Origin of the sequence: Asanoa sp. NPDC050611 (genome assembly GCF_040654855.1) — a bacterium.
GTDB lineage: Bacteria > Actinomycetota > Actinomycetes > Mycobacteriales > Micromonosporaceae > Asanoa.
The window spans coordinates 19,366-35,382 of record NZ_JBFAIU010000037.1 but is presented as its reverse complement, the minus strand read 5'-3'; the positions used below and the strand labels follow the sequence as shown (position 1 = coordinate 35,382).

14 protein-coding genes are annotated in these 16,017 nt (G+C 65.0%); 13 read left to right on the top strand and 1 reads right to left on the bottom strand.

Annotation, left to right across the window (positions count from 1 at the left end; genetic code table 11):
* Positions 1 to 62 precede the first annotated feature (62 nt).
* From AB0H87_RS08855 to AB0H87_RS08840, 4 genes are all read left to right on the top strand, one after another.
* Positions 63 to 455: an alpha/beta fold hydrolase gene (locus AB0H87_RS08855; protein ID WP_360141840.1), complete on the top strand. Its 393-nt coding sequence runs from the start codon at positions 63 to 65 to the stop codon at positions 453 to 455.
* 538 nt (positions 456 to 993) lie between these two features.
* The gene (locus tag AB0H87_RS08850) at positions 994 to 1,350 is read left to right on the top strand and encodes a DoxX family protein (protein ID WP_360141838.1); all 357 of its coding nucleotides are present in this window, start codon (positions 994 to 996) and stop codon (positions 1,348 to 1,350) included.
* A gap of 8 nt (positions 1,351 to 1,358) precedes the next feature.
* The gene (locus AB0H87_RS08845; protein ID WP_360141836.1) at positions 1,359 to 2,144 is read left to right on the top strand and encodes an alpha/beta hydrolase; all 786 of its coding nucleotides are present in this window, start codon (positions 1,359 to 1,361) and stop codon (positions 2,142 to 2,144) included.
* Between the two features lie 2 nt (positions 2,145 to 2,146).
* Positions 2,147 to 2,791, top strand: coding sequence for an MBL fold metallo-hydrolase (locus AB0H87_RS08840; RefSeq protein ID WP_360141848.1), 645 nt, complete (start codon positions 2,147 to 2,149; stop codon positions 2,789 to 2,791).
* A gap of 81 nt (positions 2,792 to 2,872) precedes the next feature.
* Here the strand turns inward: AB0H87_RS08840 and AB0H87_RS08835 are convergent, their stop codons facing one another.
* Positions 2,873 to 3,526 carry a metalloregulator ArsR/SmtB family transcription factor gene (locus AB0H87_RS08835; RefSeq protein ID WP_360141834.1) on the bottom strand — a complete coding sequence of 218 codons (654 nt, stop codon included), beginning with the start codon at positions 3,524 to 3,526 and terminating at the stop codon, positions 2,873 to 2,875.
* Here AB0H87_RS08835 and AB0H87_RS08830 point away from each other — a divergent pair.
* The 9 genes from AB0H87_RS08830 to AB0H87_RS08790 all read left to right on the top strand — a co-directional run bounded on the left by AB0H87_RS08830 (position 3,525) and on the right by AB0H87_RS08790 (position 16,009).
* Positions 3,525 to 4,934: an MBL fold metallo-hydrolase gene (locus AB0H87_RS08830; protein WP_360141832.1), complete on the top strand. Its 1,410-nt coding sequence runs from the start codon at positions 3,525 to 3,527 to the stop codon at positions 4,932 to 4,934. The two genes, AB0H87_RS08835 and AB0H87_RS08830, sit on opposite strands and share 2 nt — an antisense overlap.
* A complete protein-coding gene (locus AB0H87_RS08825) occupies positions 4,931 to 6,190 on the top strand; it encodes an MFS transporter (protein WP_360141830.1) in 1,260 nt (419 codons plus the stop codon). The genes AB0H87_RS08830 and AB0H87_RS08825 overlap by 4 nt, the downstream gene beginning before the upstream one ends.
* Before the next feature lie 283 nt (positions 6,191 to 6,473).
* Positions 6,474 to 7,151, top strand: a complete 678-nt coding sequence (locus tag AB0H87_RS08820; protein ID WP_360141828.1) for a hypothetical protein — start codon at positions 6,474 to 6,476, stop codon at positions 7,149 to 7,151.
* 1,129 nt (positions 7,152 to 8,280) lie between these two features.
* Positions 8,281 to 8,823 (top strand): hypothetical protein, encoded by a 543-nt coding sequence (locus AB0H87_RS08815; protein WP_360141826.1) that lies wholly within the window; start codon positions 8,281 to 8,283, stop codon positions 8,821 to 8,823.
* Between the two features lie 672 nt (positions 8,824 to 9,495).
* Positions 9,496 to 9,897 (top strand): NUDIX hydrolase, encoded by a 402-nt coding sequence (locus AB0H87_RS08810; RefSeq protein ID WP_360141824.1) that lies wholly within the window; start codon positions 9,496 to 9,498, stop codon positions 9,895 to 9,897.
* Between the two features lie 317 nt (positions 9,898 to 10,214).
* Positions 10,215 to 11,078, top strand: a complete 864-nt coding sequence (locus AB0H87_RS08805; RefSeq protein ID WP_360141822.1) for a PIN-like domain-containing protein — start codon at positions 10,215 to 10,217, stop codon at positions 11,076 to 11,078.
* Complete coding sequence (locus tag AB0H87_RS08800) at positions 11,035 to 11,478, top strand: hypothetical protein (RefSeq protein WP_360141820.1); 444 nt, start codon at positions 11,035 to 11,037, stop codon at positions 11,476 to 11,478. Before AB0H87_RS08805 ends, AB0H87_RS08800 begins: the two co-directional genes overlap by 44 nt.
* Positions 11,479 to 11,784: 306 nt before the next feature.
* On the top strand, positions 11,785 to 12,612 hold the full coding sequence (locus AB0H87_RS08795; RefSeq protein WP_360141846.1) for a TIGR04255 family protein: 828 nt from the start codon (positions 11,785 to 11,787) through the stop codon (positions 12,610 to 12,612).
* Positions 12,613 to 14,182: 1,570 nt separating this feature from the next.
* The gene (locus AB0H87_RS08790; protein WP_360141818.1) at positions 14,183 to 16,009 is read left to right on the top strand and encodes an IS481 family transposase; all 1,827 of its coding nucleotides are present in this window, start codon (positions 14,183 to 14,185) and stop codon (positions 16,007 to 16,009) included.
* Positions 16,010 to 16,017 lie beyond the last annotated feature (8 nt).

Genomic DNA, 16,017 nt, shown 5'->3' with positions numbered 1-16,017 from the left:
CGCGCGTGGTCTGGACCGTAAGGGTCACGGGTACGAAGTCGTAGCGTGCGGTTCCCACCGCAATGCAGTGGCCTTCGGTCGCCTCAGCGTCGGAGCCCGCCGACTGGATGAGGGAAAACAAGACGCTGGGCTACTACGACATGATGAGTCCCAGGGAGATCTTCTACTCCGACCTCGAGGCCGAAGCCGCGGCCGCGGCCGCGGCGGACCTGGGTCCGCAGTCGGTCCCGTCCTGCTCGCAGACGCTGACGCAGGCCGCCTGGCGGACCACGGTCACCACACACATCTACGGCACGAGGGACCCCTTCGTGGAGGTCTACCGCTCTTTCGCCGAACGACGCGCCGACAAGGTACGCACCATCGACAGCGGACACTCCGCATTCCTGTCCCGACCCGCCGAACTAGCCGCCATGCTCCGCGAAGAACTCCACGAAGCCGCGAGCGAAACCACCTGAAACCACCCTGGCTTTGATGGAGTTCCGAGCCCCAGCGATGCGCCACGTCGCGAAAGCGCGGTCGGAGCGCGACACGGAGGTGCGCGGCGATCACGGCGATCGTGGACGGACTTGGTCGACTGCTCGCGATCCTCGACCGAGCTGACCCGCGCCACAGGGGCTGAGATCTACGGCTGACCGGGCTGCCGCAGTCGTCTCCAACGACTACCCGCAGGAGCGGCCGGCGGCCCGAGCCGTGATCCGCCACCGGGCCCGGCCACCGGTCGGCGTTCGCCAGCGCCCGCTCGACCAAGGCCCAGGCGCGGAGCGGCTCCTCCAGCACCGCCTCCAAGAGGCACGCCCGGCTCGGGAAGCGCTCATAGAGCATGAACGGCCCCATAGGGGCGTTTTTTGTCCATGGGCACGTTGCGGCCTTTGGTGGCGAACAGCGCCCGGGCCTCCAGGCGCCGTACGCGGAATAACGGAGACACCTCTCCGTTATAACCTGGTGCGCGTACCAACCGGAGACCTATCTCCGGTATGTGAAAGGAGTCAACCCATGTTCATCGCCGCCTTGATCGTCAGCGTGCTGTTCGCTCCGCTGCTGGTGGTGTCCGCCGCCGGGAAGCTGCAACGATCGGCGTCCCAGGTCGCCACCCTGGAGCGGGTGGGGGCGTTGAAGATCGCTCCGGTCCTCGCCGTCCTCGAGCTTGCCGGAGCCGCCGGACTGATCGGCGGCCTGGCCTGGTGGCCCATCGGGGTCGCGGCCAGCGTCGGGCTCGCGCTCTACTTCCTCGGCGCGATCGCCGCCCACGTCCGTGTGAAGGACTACGCGATCGCCCCGCCCGCGGTGCTGCTTCTCGTCTCGGTCACCGCCCTCGCGCTGCGGGTCGCCTCCGCCGGAGCCACGTCATGACGGCAACGATGTACGGCGGCAACCGAGACCCTGCCAGGCGGCACACCGTCGAACGGCGTGACTTCGCTGGATGGCCGGTTTACCGGATCACGCCTCGGACCGGTGAGTCCACGGGCGAACTCCTGTACCTGCATGGCGGCGGGTACGTCGCCCCGATCCATACCGTCCATTGGGACTTCGTCGCCCGGCTGGCCGGTATGACGGGCCGGGCGGTGACCCTGCCCGACTATCCGCTCACGCCCGCACACAACCACCGCGACGTCTTTCCTGTCCTGGGACGGCTGTACGAGAAGGTCGCCGAGGGCGAGACGTCGTCGTCGTCGTTCACGGTGATGGGTGACTCCGCCGGCGCCACCATGGGTCTGGCGCTCGTGCAGTCGTTGCCGTACAACCGCCGTCCAGGAAATCTGATCCTGATGTCGCCCTGGCTCGACGCGACGCTCACCAATCCTGAGATACCGGCCATCCAACCGACGGATCCAATGTCGACAGTGTCAGGGCTGACCGAGCTGGCGCGGATGTGGGCCGGACCGGACGATCTGGCGACACCCGAACTGAGCCCCATCAACGGTCCGCTGGACCGACTCGGCCGCGTCACGGTCTTCGCCGGGTCCCGCGACATCCTCACTCCCGACGCCAGGCGGCTGGCCGAGTTGGCGACCGGCGCCGCCGGCACGAACCTGGTCCTGCGGGAGTACGAGGACATGACCCACACCTGGATGCTCACCCAACCCGGCCCCGCCGCCGACGCCGTGCTGGCGGAGATCACCGGTCTGCTCCGGAGGTACCGTTGACCGTGGAGTTGTTCAAGTACACCCACGCCTGCGTACGGGTGGAAGCGGGCGGACGGGCGTTGCTCGTCGACCCGGGTGTCTGGGCCGAGGCCACCGCCCTCGACGGGGTGAGCGACATACTCGTGACGCACGAACATCCGGATCATGTCGACGTCGAGCGGATCGCCGCGGCCGCGGCCGCAGACCCGACACTAAAGGTGTACGCGCACGGCTCCGTGGCCGCCCACCTCGACATCGGCGACAGCCTGGTGGCGGTGGCACCGGGCGACCAGTTCGAAGCGGCGGGTTTCCGGGTACGCGCGGTGGGCGGCAAGCATGCCGAGATCTCGCACGGCCTGCCCGATCTGCCGAACGTCGGCTTCGTGATCGACACCGGCAGCGGTGACGACGCCATCTACCATCCCGGCGACGCGTTCTACGTCCCGGACATGCCGGTCGCGACGTTACTGGTGCCGACCGGCGCTCCGTGGCTCAAGCTCGCCGAGGTCCTAGATTTCATCGCCGCGGTGCGGCCCCGGCGGGCGTACCCGATTCACGACGCCTTGCTGAGCGAGGCCGGTCAGGAGTTCAACGACTGGTGGCTCGACATGGAGAGTGAGACCGACTACGCGCGCATACCGGTGGGCGAGTCGATCACATTGACGTGAGCGAACGGCGCGGTTGTTATCCGCCAGGAGATCGATCCTGCTCGGCAACGACAATGCTCCGGTGTCGGCGGGACCTCCGAGTCAGGCCGGCTGCCCCACGTCGACCGGCAGGCCGGCGAGCCGCCATTCGAGCATGCCGTCGTTGAGCCGGATCGCCCGGCGGCCGTGACCTGCCAGCAGTCGGACCGCGTCGTACGCCATGACGCAGAACTCACCTCGGCAGTAGACGACGATCTCGGCGTCCTCGGGTAGCTCGTTGATCCGCTCCGCCAGCTCCGCGACGGGGATGCCGAGGGCCCCGGGAATGTGGCCGGCGAGGTACTCCTCGATCGGGCGCACGTCCAGCACCACCACATCGGCGGCACCGATCCGGGTGCGCAGATCCTCGCGGGCGATCTCCGTCGCGCCGTCCTGGCCGAGGTAGGCGTCGCGGGCGGCCGGGACCGCGGCCTGGTGGTTCTCGGCGACCTTGCGCAGCAGCGCGAAGAGCTGTGCGACGTCGTCGCCGGCCAGCCGGTAGAAGATCCGGACACCGTCGCGGCGGGTGGCCACGAAGCCGGCCTGCTTCAGCGTCTGCAGGTGGGCCGAGGCGGTCGTCAGGTTCAGGCCCGCCGCTTTGGCGAGGGCGTCGACGGTGCGTTCGCCCTGGGCGAGCAGGTCCAGGAGCTCGAGGCGTTTTCCGCTGGCCAGCGCCTTTCCGCTGACGGCGAAGGCCTCGTACAGCTGACCTTTCATGGCATCCTCCAATGTTCCATGGAATAGTGTAGAGGTGGAGTTCGCCGACAACCACCTGATCCCACTCGTCGACGAGGGGCTCGGTAACAGCGCCTATCTCGTCGATCTTGGCGATAGTCGCGCCCTGGCGGTGGACGCCAGCCGCGATCTGCGAAGCCTCCACGTGGCCGCGACCCATCGGGGGCTCCGGGTGGCGTTCGCCGCGGACACCCATCTGCACGCCGACTTCCTCTCCGGTGCCGTCCAACTCGGCCACGACATCGGGGCAACGGTGCTGGCCTCCGCGGCAGGCCGGCGTACCTTCGGTCACACACCGCTCGCCGACGGGGACGAGGTCGATCTCGGTGGCCTGACGCTGCAGGCACTCGCCACCCCTGGCCACACGGACGAGCACCTGTCGTTCGTGCTGCTCGACGGCGGCCGTGAGCTGGGCGTGTTCACCGGCGGATCGCTGATTGTCAATTCCGCCGCCCGCACCGACCTCCAAGGGTCCGACCGGGCCGAAGAGCTCGCCCGTGCCCAGTACCGCTCGCTGCGCCGCTTGACGACACTGCCGGACGCGACCGCGGTGTGGCCCACCCACGGCGCGGGCTCGTTCTGCTCAGCACCGCCGGGCGCCGAGCGCACCACCACCATCGGCGCCCAGAAACGCGACAACCCGCTGCTGGCGGCAGCCGACGAGGGCGCCTTCGCCCAGCGCCTCCTGGCCAGCCTGGGCACGTACCCCGCCTACTTCGACCGCCTCACGGAGGTAAACAGGCGCGGTCCGGCCATTCTGGCCGGCACACTGTCGCTGCCGGCCCTCGACGCCCAACAGGTCGCCGCAGTGCGCGCGCACGGCGGTCAGGTCGTCGATGTGCGCCCGCCGGCCGATTACGCGGCCAGCCACATCCCGAGGTCGATCTCGATCCCACTGCGCGCCCAGTTCGCCACCTGGCTGGGCTGGCTGCTGCCGGACGACGCTCCGCTCGTCTTCGTGGCTACGGACGACCAGGACCTCTCCGAGATCCTCTGGCAGGCATACAAGATCGGTTACGAGCGGCTGACAGGCCACCTCGCCGGCGGCATGGACGCGTGGTGGGCAGCCGGCTTCCCGGAGACCACCATCGCGTTCGTCACCGCCGCTGAGGCTCCCGCCGGACCCTACGTCGATGTGCGGCAACAGGCCGAGTACGAGGCCGGCCACGTCGCCGGCGCCGTACACATGGAACTCGGCAGCCTGGCCGACCGCGCCGCCGACGCGCCGCCCGGCGCGATCGTCGCCTGCGGGCACGGGGAACGGGCCATGACGGCGGCCAGCGTCCTCGAACGCGCCGGCCACTCCGGACTGACCGTGCTCGACGGCGGCCCTGCCGACTACGCCGCCGCACACGGCACACGGATGACCCGCGCGGACGCCAGCCGGTGAGTACCGCCGCCCGGGTCGACGCTCGGCCGGTCCAACTGGGGCTGCGGGAGAACTGGCTCCAGTTCACCCTGCTCGTGATCGTCAACGTGTGTGTCGGCGGCCTCGTCGGCCTGGAACGCACCACCGTCCCGCTCATCGGCGCCGACGTCTTCGGTCTGACCAGTGACCTCGCGGTGTTCTCGTTCATCATCGCCTTCGGCGTCACCAAAGCTTTCACGAACCTCGCCGCGGGCGCCCTGACCGCACGGTTCCGGCGCAAGCAGCTCCTGGTGGCGGGCTGGCTCATCGGTGTTCCGGTCCCGTTCGCGCTCGCTTGGGCACCGTCGTGGGGCTGGATCGTCGCCGCGAACGTGCTTCTCGGCATCAACCAGGGCCTGACCTGGTCCATGACCGTCAACATGAAGATCGACCTGGTCGGCCCAGCCCGCCGCGGCCTGGCGACCGGCCTCAACGAGGCTGCTGGGTACACCGCCGTCGGCGTCACCGCGTTGCTCACCGGCTACCTCGCCACCGCTTACGGTCTGCGGCCCGTCCCGGAGCTCATCGGCGTCATCTTCGTCGCGGGCGGCTTCGCCTTGTCGGTGATCGTCCGCGATACGGGCGCCCACGTCGCGTTGGAGATGTCCCAACACCCCAAGCCCCCGCCCAGCGGGCAGGAAGGCACCCTACGCGCCACGTTCGTCCGCACGTCGTGGCGCGACCGCTCGCTGCGCGGCGCCAGTCAGGCCGGCCTGGTCAACAACCTCAACGACGGCCTGACCTGGGGTGTGTTCCCATTGCTGTTCACCGACCACGGCCTCGGCATCGCCGCGGTCGGCGTCATCAAAGGCCTCTACCCGATCCTCTGGGGCATCGGACAGATACCCACCGGCCACCTCGCCGACAAGCTTGGCCGCAAGCCGTTGATCGTCACCGGGATGTTCGTCCAAGCGGCCGGCTTCGTCCTCGCGCTGGCCCTGCTCGACCGGCCGCTGCTCGCCGGTGTCCTCTCCGCCGTCGCTCTCGGCATCGGCACTGCGATGGTGTACCCCGCCCTGATCGCTGCCGTATCCGACAACGCCCACCCGGCCTGGCGCGCCAACGCGCTGGGTACCTATCGCTTCTGGCGCGACATCGGGTACGCCGTCGGCGCGCTCGTCGCGGGCATCCTCGCCGACACGCTCGGACTGAACGCCACCGTCGTCGCCGCCGCTGCCCTGACCTCTGGATCCGGGCTGCTGGCAGCGCGTTGGATCACCGGGCGGCGGAGCTCATGAGCGATTCCCCCGACGAATGCCGCGTCCATCGGAACCTGCCCGAGGTCGCGGTCCCGGCCGTGGCCGTCCTCGATCCGGAGGGCGACATCGCCCGCCACCTCGCCGCGACCGGCCGCGGACGACCGCACCCGGGCTGGGCCCCGCCGGGGACTTTCAGCGCCGGCGTTGCCGGTGCGACCGGTACCGACCCAGCCCTCTACGGGGACCTCAAGGTCCTCCTCGGCCCGGACGTGGTTCCCCAGGGGTTGACGCAGCCCGCCCCTGACCGGGATCATCCGCGAAGATGACTGGGTTCTCCGGAAAGTACCGTGGCCTTTCCATTCTTCGGAGGCTCCCCATCTATCTCCTGGGCTGCGACGTCTGTCGTTCGCGAACCAACGGGAGCGCGGGGAAGCAGGTAGTGCCCAGGTACATCCTCATATCCACCGCCGAGTCGATGGCCAATTGCTGGCGCGTGTGTCGAAGCTGCTGGCAGCGGCACCTCGAGCTGGGAGAGCTCAAACTCGAAGAGCGGATAGACCAGCTGACACTGGCCTACCGAGGCTGGCTGAACCTGGCTCCCGGCGGTCAGCCCGCCGAGCCCGAGCGGCCCCACCCACCCGACTGGACTCCCGCGTCTCTGCCACCGCGGCCAGGGCAGGAACCCGGAACGATCCCCTTCGCGGACGTGACTCTGGCGCGGACCCGATGGGACGAGGGCCGCCGAGAGGACTGGGTCCTCGACATCGACGTCGCGGCCAGGCAACTCGCCCTGTGGAAGTGCGGAGTCGCCGGCTCCTATCTCCGACCCCCGACACATCGAGGGGAGGACCTGCTGAAAATCAGCCACCATGACGCACTCGGCATGTCCTACGACCTGGACGGCGGGGCCAGCGAACGATACGTGGGCAGTGTGTTCCGGCTCGGCCAGGACCGCATCGTGATCAAGTGGACGTACGAAGGAACCTTGAGCTTCGACTGAGAACCCAGGCGAACCACACCGTCGCCACGAAAGAGGCCAGGACCTTCGACTGGTCATGGCCTCTGATCTGGTGGGCGATACTGGGGTTTGAACCGGTGACCTCTTCCGTGTCAAGTTCCGGCAATGGGGTCCGATGTGGTTGCTCGCGATGGCAAGGGGCACAGGCGAGTCGCCGGGGTTCGCGGTGGTGCGTTGCTGTACTTCCGTGCTGTACGCCGTCCTGCCCTTACGGCCACCCCAACGTTGCGCCGCGTGCGTCCGCGGCGATCTGCGACGACGCACTGGTACGGAATCGACAGAGGCAACGTTGTCGCTGCCTCGACCTATTCGCGCGTCTGGGAAGAGGCGCGGCGCCTGGCTTTTCACTCCGCGTTAGGTTGACTCGCCGCTCGGGGGTCGTCCGTACGATCTGCGGCACGCCGCTGTGTCGCGGTGGCTCAACATTGGCGTTCCGGCAACTGAGGTAGCCGAACGGGCGGGACACTCGGTCGACGTCCTGCTGAAGGTCTACGCGAAGTGCATCGACGGTGAAGAAGCCACCGTGAATCGCCGGATCGACGAAGCGTTGGTCCTCGTTACGTGGGCCGCATGATGGCTTCCATTCCGGATCTTGCGGACGGCGGCTTGTCTGACCTGGGCAATGCCGTGAAGATCGTTCCGCGTATGTTCCGCGACCAGCGACAGACGGCGGCTTTCAATGCCCTACGGCTGCACCTAGCTACCCATCGAGGATCGTGTTTATTGCCAGCTCAGAGGTGATATCTGCTGGCGTCGTAAGTGCCCCCGGCAGGATTCGAACCTGCGACACACGGTTTAGGAAAGCTTGCATACGTCGGCCATGGCGAACCCGCTCTGACCTGCGGAGTCTTCCCGATGGCGTCGTGGACGATGTGCTCTTCTGGGCACGCATTCGGCACCGACGGTGAGCAAGCACGATGGGCTTCAGGTAACGGCCAAGCGCGCGTAGGAGAACGTCAGATCGAGGACAGACTTTGGCTACGCGCAGTAATAGCGTCGCTACATGGGGAGAGGCCACTACTGCGGAGCGCCGAACACTACTGTCAGCGGCACATGCGGCAGGTGGCTGGTCAACTATGACCACTGTGCTCCCCACCGACGCAGTCTTCATGTGGTCGCGCCCAGCGCCGTTGAGCCTGATTTTCGTACCGGTGGGAGCGATCAACTGGCGGCAACGATTCTGAGTGACGCTCTTGCCGACGGTCCGGATCGAGCGCTGGCAAACCTCGTCGTGGAATACGTCGGTAAGAGAGGCAAGGCGAGGCTGCGCCGTAGGCGACGCCATCCGAACGACTGCCAAGAGATTGCAGACGCGGCCCGCTCGCTCGCTGAAATTGGCAAAGCTTCACACCAGATGGCGGGAAAAGCAGTCGGCGCGCTGCTTCCACCCGGCACGCCGCCCCTTGTACGGGATCTGACCGAGAAGATCGTCGCGAGGGCACCTCTCGGCTGGGATGACTCCATTAAGACGATCGTGCATGGATTGCAGGCAACTGGCATATTCCTGTGTATGGTCCAATTGCTTCCACCTGAGGCGTGCCCCTGTTTACACATGCTCACTCATGAAGTGACCGAAGACGCGGTCAAGGGTGCCGTTGAGGATCTTGTGGCTGAAGCGCGAAGGGATCTCGAACCGCGTCAAGGCGCCGCGTAGTGCAAACGAGTCCACCAACGTTTGTCGTCGCATAGGTGTGAACTGTCGAACGCGGCTTCGTCCAACTCGGGCCAGCACGGGCATGACCCGGCATGGTGGCGCTGAGTGTGATCCGGTCGCCAAGGTTGCTGTAGTTCGGTGCTGCACCTAACATCGTCCTTGGTTGTGGCGGAGAGTGACTCGCGGATGGACTGGTCGACTTGGACGATACGTCCGGGGATAGACACGGAGACCGTCCGTACTAGTGCCGGCTTCGCACGCTTCGGCATAGCTGATCTTGAGCTTGAAGAACTCTCTGATGCGATTGCTGAAGGCGGGATGTGGGAAGCCCTCCGCCTGACCTACGAGGGACTGGATGAGCTAAACATCTTCCACCGGCGGGTGGAGGTGCTCGCGTATCGATGCGTCGGGCGAGTCCCGAATGACCCTGAAGTTGCGATCTATGAGATCCGCTACCACGACAACGGCTCCGTGTACGGCCCGCCCCGTCGCCAAGGTGGGAATCAGCTATAAGCTGTCTATGCGGACCACTGCCTCCGGAGGGCTCGACTTTGAGCGAGCCTGCACTACGTTGTGACCTGCGCGAAATCGACTACGGAGTGAGGCCAATGGCTCCGACTGGGCACGCATTCGGCACGGGACCGTCGGCGCTCGGTTGGGTCAGGGGGAGCTTTGAGTGAACCTTCGCCACCCACGATCGCCGCGGCTGTGATCGTCGAGGACGAACGCGTGTTGATGGTTTGCCGTCGCGTCGAGGAAGGCCAGCTCGCGTGGCAGTTCCCGGCTGGCGCCGTCGAGCAAGGCGAATCCGAAGAGGACGCCGCGATACGGGAGGCGTGCGAAGAGACGGGTCTCACCGTCCGGGCGATCAAGCCTCTGGGCACGCGGGTGCACCCCCTGACTGGTCGCACCATGGCATACATCGCGTGCGCCCGTCTGAGCGGAACGGCCACGGTCGCAGCGGAGCGAGAGGTCGCCGCGGTGGACTGGTGTAGCCGCGCCACCCTGGCTGAGCGTGTGCCGTATCGACTACATGCGCCGGTTCAGGAGTACCTGGACGCCGCTCTGGGCTGAGGCCATGCGTAGGGGGTACGAACTCCTACTGTCGGCCGTCGTGGTTGAGGTCGTGTTGATGGAGTCCAAGGTTCCCGCTTGTCGTTGACAGCCGTTGGTTGGCATTGAAATGCGTCACTGGTGTGACACCATGAGTCTAGCAAGCGCGGACGCGTGTTCTATGACTAACGGGCAAGATCGATGCGAGCTGGCGTCATGGGCGGCGAGGTCGCGGAACGGCTCGTTGTGGATACCGCATGCTGGCGGCCGGCCATTGTCGATGGTCGCGTTGAGCTATAGGGTGCCCGTGTCGGGCAAGTCGCAGCGAGCCGATCGACGTGGGAGGCTGGACGATCGTGCCAGGTGGACGGGCATTCAGCGAGGACTTCGCGCATTACCTCGCGCCGCCAGACGAAATCATTCAAGCCGGCATGACGGCGGGCATGGTCGTTTTTGATACCAATGTATTGCTTAGCCTATATAGATTCGCTTCGGATGCGCGAGGCGAGTTGTTTTCCGCATTTGAACGAATCGGCGAGCGAGCATGGATACCGCATCAAGTGAGTCTGGAGTTCCATAAGAACAGACCAGAGGTAGTGCTCGACTACGGTTCTGTATATGCGAGCGCGCTTGAAGCGATTGGGAAATGCGAAGAGCAGGTTCAATCGGATCTGCGCCAACGCATCCAGTTATTGGCCAAGAGAACCGCACTCTCACCCGGACAACTGGCCCCTCTGCTTCGATCCGTTGACGAAGCTCTGGTGCCCGTGAGGAAGGGGCTTGAGCAGCTGCGTGACTCACATGGCCTTAGCGGGTCGCTGTCCGATGACCCTATTCTGGAAAGGCTTCAGAGGATTTTTCGAGGAAAGGTCGGGTCGCCAGTTGATGATGTCGATCATGCGAGCATGTTGGAGGAAGCAGATCGACGGATTAAGGAGGAGCTACCGCCGGGATACAAAGATAAGCGGCCTGGAGATTATCTTGTGTGGCGCCAGACCCTCAATGAAGCGCGTGACCGGGCTGACGTCACGGTGTTGGTATTCGTCACAGAAGACGTAAAGGATGACTGGTATCTCCGAGTGAAGGGCCGCGTCCTATTTGCCAGGCCGGAGCTGGACTCAAGAAGCGCGGGCAATAGCCGACGTAACGCTGGTAATGATGCGAACGGACTCTTTCCTCCGGCATTCAGCGACCTACCTTAAGGCCGAAGTAAGCGCGGACACCATCCGCCAAGCAAAGCAGCTTCGCGAGGATCAGGCGCGTGAGGAGTATGCGGAGCTAACGCAAGCCCGCTTCGATCGATTCCGGCGGCTCGGGCAGATACACGCCGAATCGGAGTTGATCCGTCGGCGACTAGTGGATGCAACAGAAAAATACTCTGCCGCCAGAGCTAGATTCGATGATGCGGTCGCGCGCGATGCTCCGCCTGCGGAATTGTACCGGATGTCGAATGCCATGGAGCGCGAACAGCAGTTGGTGGACGTATTCCAAACGGACTTAGACGAGTTGCGAATTGTGGAGAAAGCCACTAGCAAGGAGATTGCCGAAATCGACGCAATGCTCCAACAGTACCAAATTCGCATCGAGAAATCGGACAGTTGAGACCGTGCCGAGGTGACTGTGAGGGATCGCCGCCGGCGGACAGCCAGTGAGCACCTGTGCCGCCGTAGCCCGACGTCCTCGGGCTCAACATCACGTCACTGGAGGTGGTTCCTGCACGCGCCGCACAGCCTCACGCCAGCGGGAAGCGTTCGTCGTAATGCTGACACCAGCGTGGCCAGCGCGTCGTCTACTGGACATGCCCCGACGGCCCTGCGAAGCTCAGTGGACGGTCGGACGCCGCAACCCTCATGGCCGCGCACGGCAGACGGCAGCCAAAGCGATGGACACGATAAGAGCGGGATTGATATGACGGGACGCCCACGAAACCTGCCCGACTATGAGAGGCCGCCAATCGATGAGGTGGCCATCGCGGTGCAGTTCCCATCTATCGAGGGATGCACAACGGACCGCCTGCGAGACTTCTGGAAGGAGGTCCGGCAGGACTACCCTTTCGTGGAACATCAGGTTCCCATAGAGGTTGAGCTTGAAAAGCTTACGCCACAACCAGTAAAGACTGTACAGTTCCAACTCGTAACGGCTCCACCGCAGAAAGTACGATTGTGGCTTATAAATGAATCGGATGATTTCTTGGTGCAGGTCCAAGACAGCCGGTTTATCCAGAATTGGCGACGCCGTGGCTCAGATTACCCGCATTTCGAACAGGTTAGAGATTTATTCTGGAGCAACTTCAAGAGATTTCAAGAGTTTCTTGAAAAATCCGGACTTCCTCGACCCTCGGTACAGCAAACCGAAGTCACTTACATTAACTGGGTAGATAAGCAACTTGCGATAGAGGAATTCTTGCGGCCCGCTAGCCACGCAACGATTGTCGTGGCCGGGTCGACGCACGCAACCGAGGCGCAGGCATGGAACGCCAGGTACTTGATTCCCGTGCCTGATACTGAGGTCGTTCAAAGACTTCACGTGCAGGCGGCACCTGCTATTCGGACCTCCAACGCTCAAACCATTGGCACCCAACTGTCCTTGGTGGTCAGGGCAGCCGACGAGAAGGGCATGGAGGAGGCGAGCATCGCAAATCGTATCGACGGCGCCCGGAGGATAATAGTTGAAGCATTCACCAGCCTAACCACGTCTTCTGCCCATGAGGTATGGAAGCGGTCCCGTGAGTCCTAACTTCTTGCCCAGGGCAGTGTTGAGTGGTGCGCTCGCGCTGAGCGGGACCAACACGCAAGTACGTGACTTGGTGTTGCCGCAGCCATTAGACGCGAACTCTATCGCCAGCGGCTTTGGCCCTGGAGGCGCACCCTTTTCTGCGGCTGTGGGCACGCGGGTAATCCCCTCGCCATGGGCTACACCCGTCGATGCTGTTCAAACGGAGTCTCGATGGCGGGACTATGTTATGCAGCGACTGGCTCAACTATGGCGCGGCGAAGGCGACTTTACCGGCCTATCGCGGCCATCGGAGTACGTGATCAGGCGAGCTAGGGATTTGTGCCTAGATCTGTTCCGAGACCAAACGCCTACACCGTCTGTCGTTCCGTCGGAAGATGGCGAGGTGCTTTTCATCTGGCATAAGGCGGGCTGGAAAGTTGAGATAGAGGTTGGGCCTGAGGAGGTCTTGATTTGGGCGCACGGCAGTTCTGGGGCCACCTTATCGGGCTCGCTCGCGGAATGGCGAAAACAGGTTTTGAGTATCTTGGATCTCCTCGCCGATCCGATGAATTAGCTCAATGCGGCCGCATATCCGACATCCCCGACGCGGATCATTTGTGGCGGAAGTTCATGAACTCTGAGAACCATCTTGTCTGGAGCGACGAACTTGGGCGTGCGATTCCAAGCCCGGCAGCTCTGCAATTCGACCCAGACCTGTCGGCTGACTGGCGTGAACACCTAGAAGTCGTTCACTACGAATCATCGACCGCAGTACTGAAGGACGACCCTCGATACGCGCTCGTGGGAGAGGTCCCAGTCGGAGTGGTCAGATCGTTGGGCTTTCTTGTGCATGCGAGTCCGCATCAATTGAGTGCCCTTGGGTGTGCTCATGCATCCGTAGACTGGCCTGTTGCAGCGGTTCCAGCGGGACGTACGGAGCCGCCAAAGTCCGTACGCAGGACCCTAAAGCACAGCCTAGGCGAACAAGTCTCATGGGCATACGGCACGCCCGCCATATCGAAGCCGACCGGCGCTTAATCGGGCAGTTTCCGCCGTCCCGGGTGGAACATCTGGTGCGCCGTGGGCGCGCTCTGGAGCCCCATCCCGTCCGCCGTCGACCCACACTCTGTGGAGCGGGCCAGGTCCAGGGCGCCAAGGTGGAGCGCCCTACTGGACGAACGACCTTGGCGTCCTGGACCTGGTCTGCTCGGCTGTGCCTGGGTCGTCGGTGGACGGGATAGCCCCCACTCATCCCAGAAGCCTGAGCGCCTGCTCCTCTTGTACGTGTCCCTCGTCGGGCTTGCCGTCCTCGTCAGAGGTCGGGCTGGCAACCTCGCGAAGAATCCCCGGCACCTCTTCTTGCTCGAGGTGGCCCGGGGCGTCTTTATACATGTCGCGCCTGCCGCGGGCTGTACCGCCGGCGCCTGAGCGAAGCGGTGGCGGCCGGTGGCGGGCCTTGGCCCGGCCCGCTTCAGGCGGCGCGCACGGCCCGCGCCGCGGGCCGTCTTGAACCCGTAAAGAAACTTCTCACAGACCTAGGATTTCGGCCGTGTCCCGTCACGGCTGATACTTGACACTCGCGTCCCACCTGATGCTTGACATGATCACCCTTCGGCCTCTTGATCGCGTGTTGTTGCGGCAGCACTCGATTTGGGGGCCGGGATTGGCACTGGTGGGAATGTCGATCGTGGAACAGCGGTATCAGGCCGTCATGGCGGTCCTGGCCGGCGATCCCGTTGTGGATGTCGCGGAGAAGGTGGGGGTGTCGCGGCAGAGTGTGCATACCTGGTTGCGCCGCTATGCCGAGGAAGGCCTGGTCGGTCTGCAGGACCGGTCTCATCGTCCGGATGGATGCGCTCATCAGGCGTCGCCGGAGGTGGAGTCGTTGGTGTGCGAGCTTCGCCGGCATCACCCCAAGTGGGGCTCCCGCCGGATCGCGTTCGAGTTGGGCCGTCATGGCTGGCCCGGCGAGGTGCCGTCGCGGATGACCGTCTATCGGATCTTGATCCGTCATGGGCTGATGGCACCGGCCAAGCGCCGGCGCGGCCGTAAGGACTATGTGCGGTGGGAACGTGACCGGCCGATGGAGCTCTGGCAGATGGACATCGTCGGCGGGATCTTCCTGCCCGACGGGTCGGAAGCCAAGGTCGTCACCGGCGTCGATGACCATTCCCGCTTCTGCGTGATCGCGTCGGTGGTTCGCCGGGCAACTGGGCGAGCGGTCTGCCTGGCGTTGGCCGACGCGTTGCTCGAGTTCGGGGTGCCCGAAGAGGTATTGACTGACAACGGCAAGCAGTTCACGGCCCGTTTCGGCAACGGTGGTGAGGTGATGTTCGACCGGATCTGTCGGGAGAACGGCATCGTCCACCGGCTCACTCAGCCCGCGACCCCGACCACCACCGGCAAGGTGGAACGCTTCCACCAAACCCTGCGACGGGAACTGCTCGACGACGTCGCCGTCTGGCCCGACCTCGATACCGCCCAGGCGGCGGTTGACGCTTTCCGGCATGAATACAACACCGACCGGCCGCACCAGTCCCTCGGCATGGCGTTCCCCGCGGACCGGTTCCGCGCGGCCGGGTCGGGTGTCGTCCCGGTCAAGCTGCCCGTCTCACTGGCGGCGCCGGCCGAAGCATCGGCCTTGCCGACGCCGGTCATTGCCCCGCAGCCGCTGGAACACTGGTCGCCATCGGCGGTGGAGTTCGACCGGGTCGTGCCGCCGTCGGGGAACTTGCAGGTGGCGGGGAAGCAGTTCTGGCTCGGCCCGAACAGGTCGGGGATCACGGTGACGTTCTGGGCCGACACCGACGTCATCCACCTGCTCATCGCCGGGGCCCGGATCAAGTCAGTGCGCTCGCACCTGTCCGTCACCGACCTGGCCACCCTTCTGAGTCAGGGCGGCCGCCCCGCCGGCCTGTCACCGTTGCCCGCGGCTGAGCCCGGCAAAGCCGTCGAGGTGGACCGGACCGTGAACCGGGCCGGCAGTGTGTCGCTGGGTCAACATCTGGTCCTGGCCGCGGAAATTCTCGGCGGCCGACGGGTCGGCATCCGCATAGAAACGGCAACGCTGAGCTTCTTCGACCTCGACACCCGGCAGCTGCTGCGAACCCGGCCGAACCCGCTGACCGCAGCCGACATCTCCCGGCTGCGCGGTGTCCGCCCCGCCGGCCCGCCGCCGGTCCCGTCCCACCATCCGGTGCAGGTGCAACGCCGCGCGTCCAACACCGGCGTGGTCATGGTCGTCGGGCAGAAGATCGCGCTCGGCCGCGGCCAGGCCGGCAAGACGGTCACTATCGAGGTCAGCGACACCGATCTCGTGATCGCCTGCGACGACGGTCCGCGCACTGTGCGACGCAGCAACCAACAGCCGATCCGTAACGTGAAGGCCAGCCGACCTCGAAAGGTCACCGTCGAGTGAGCCGAGGC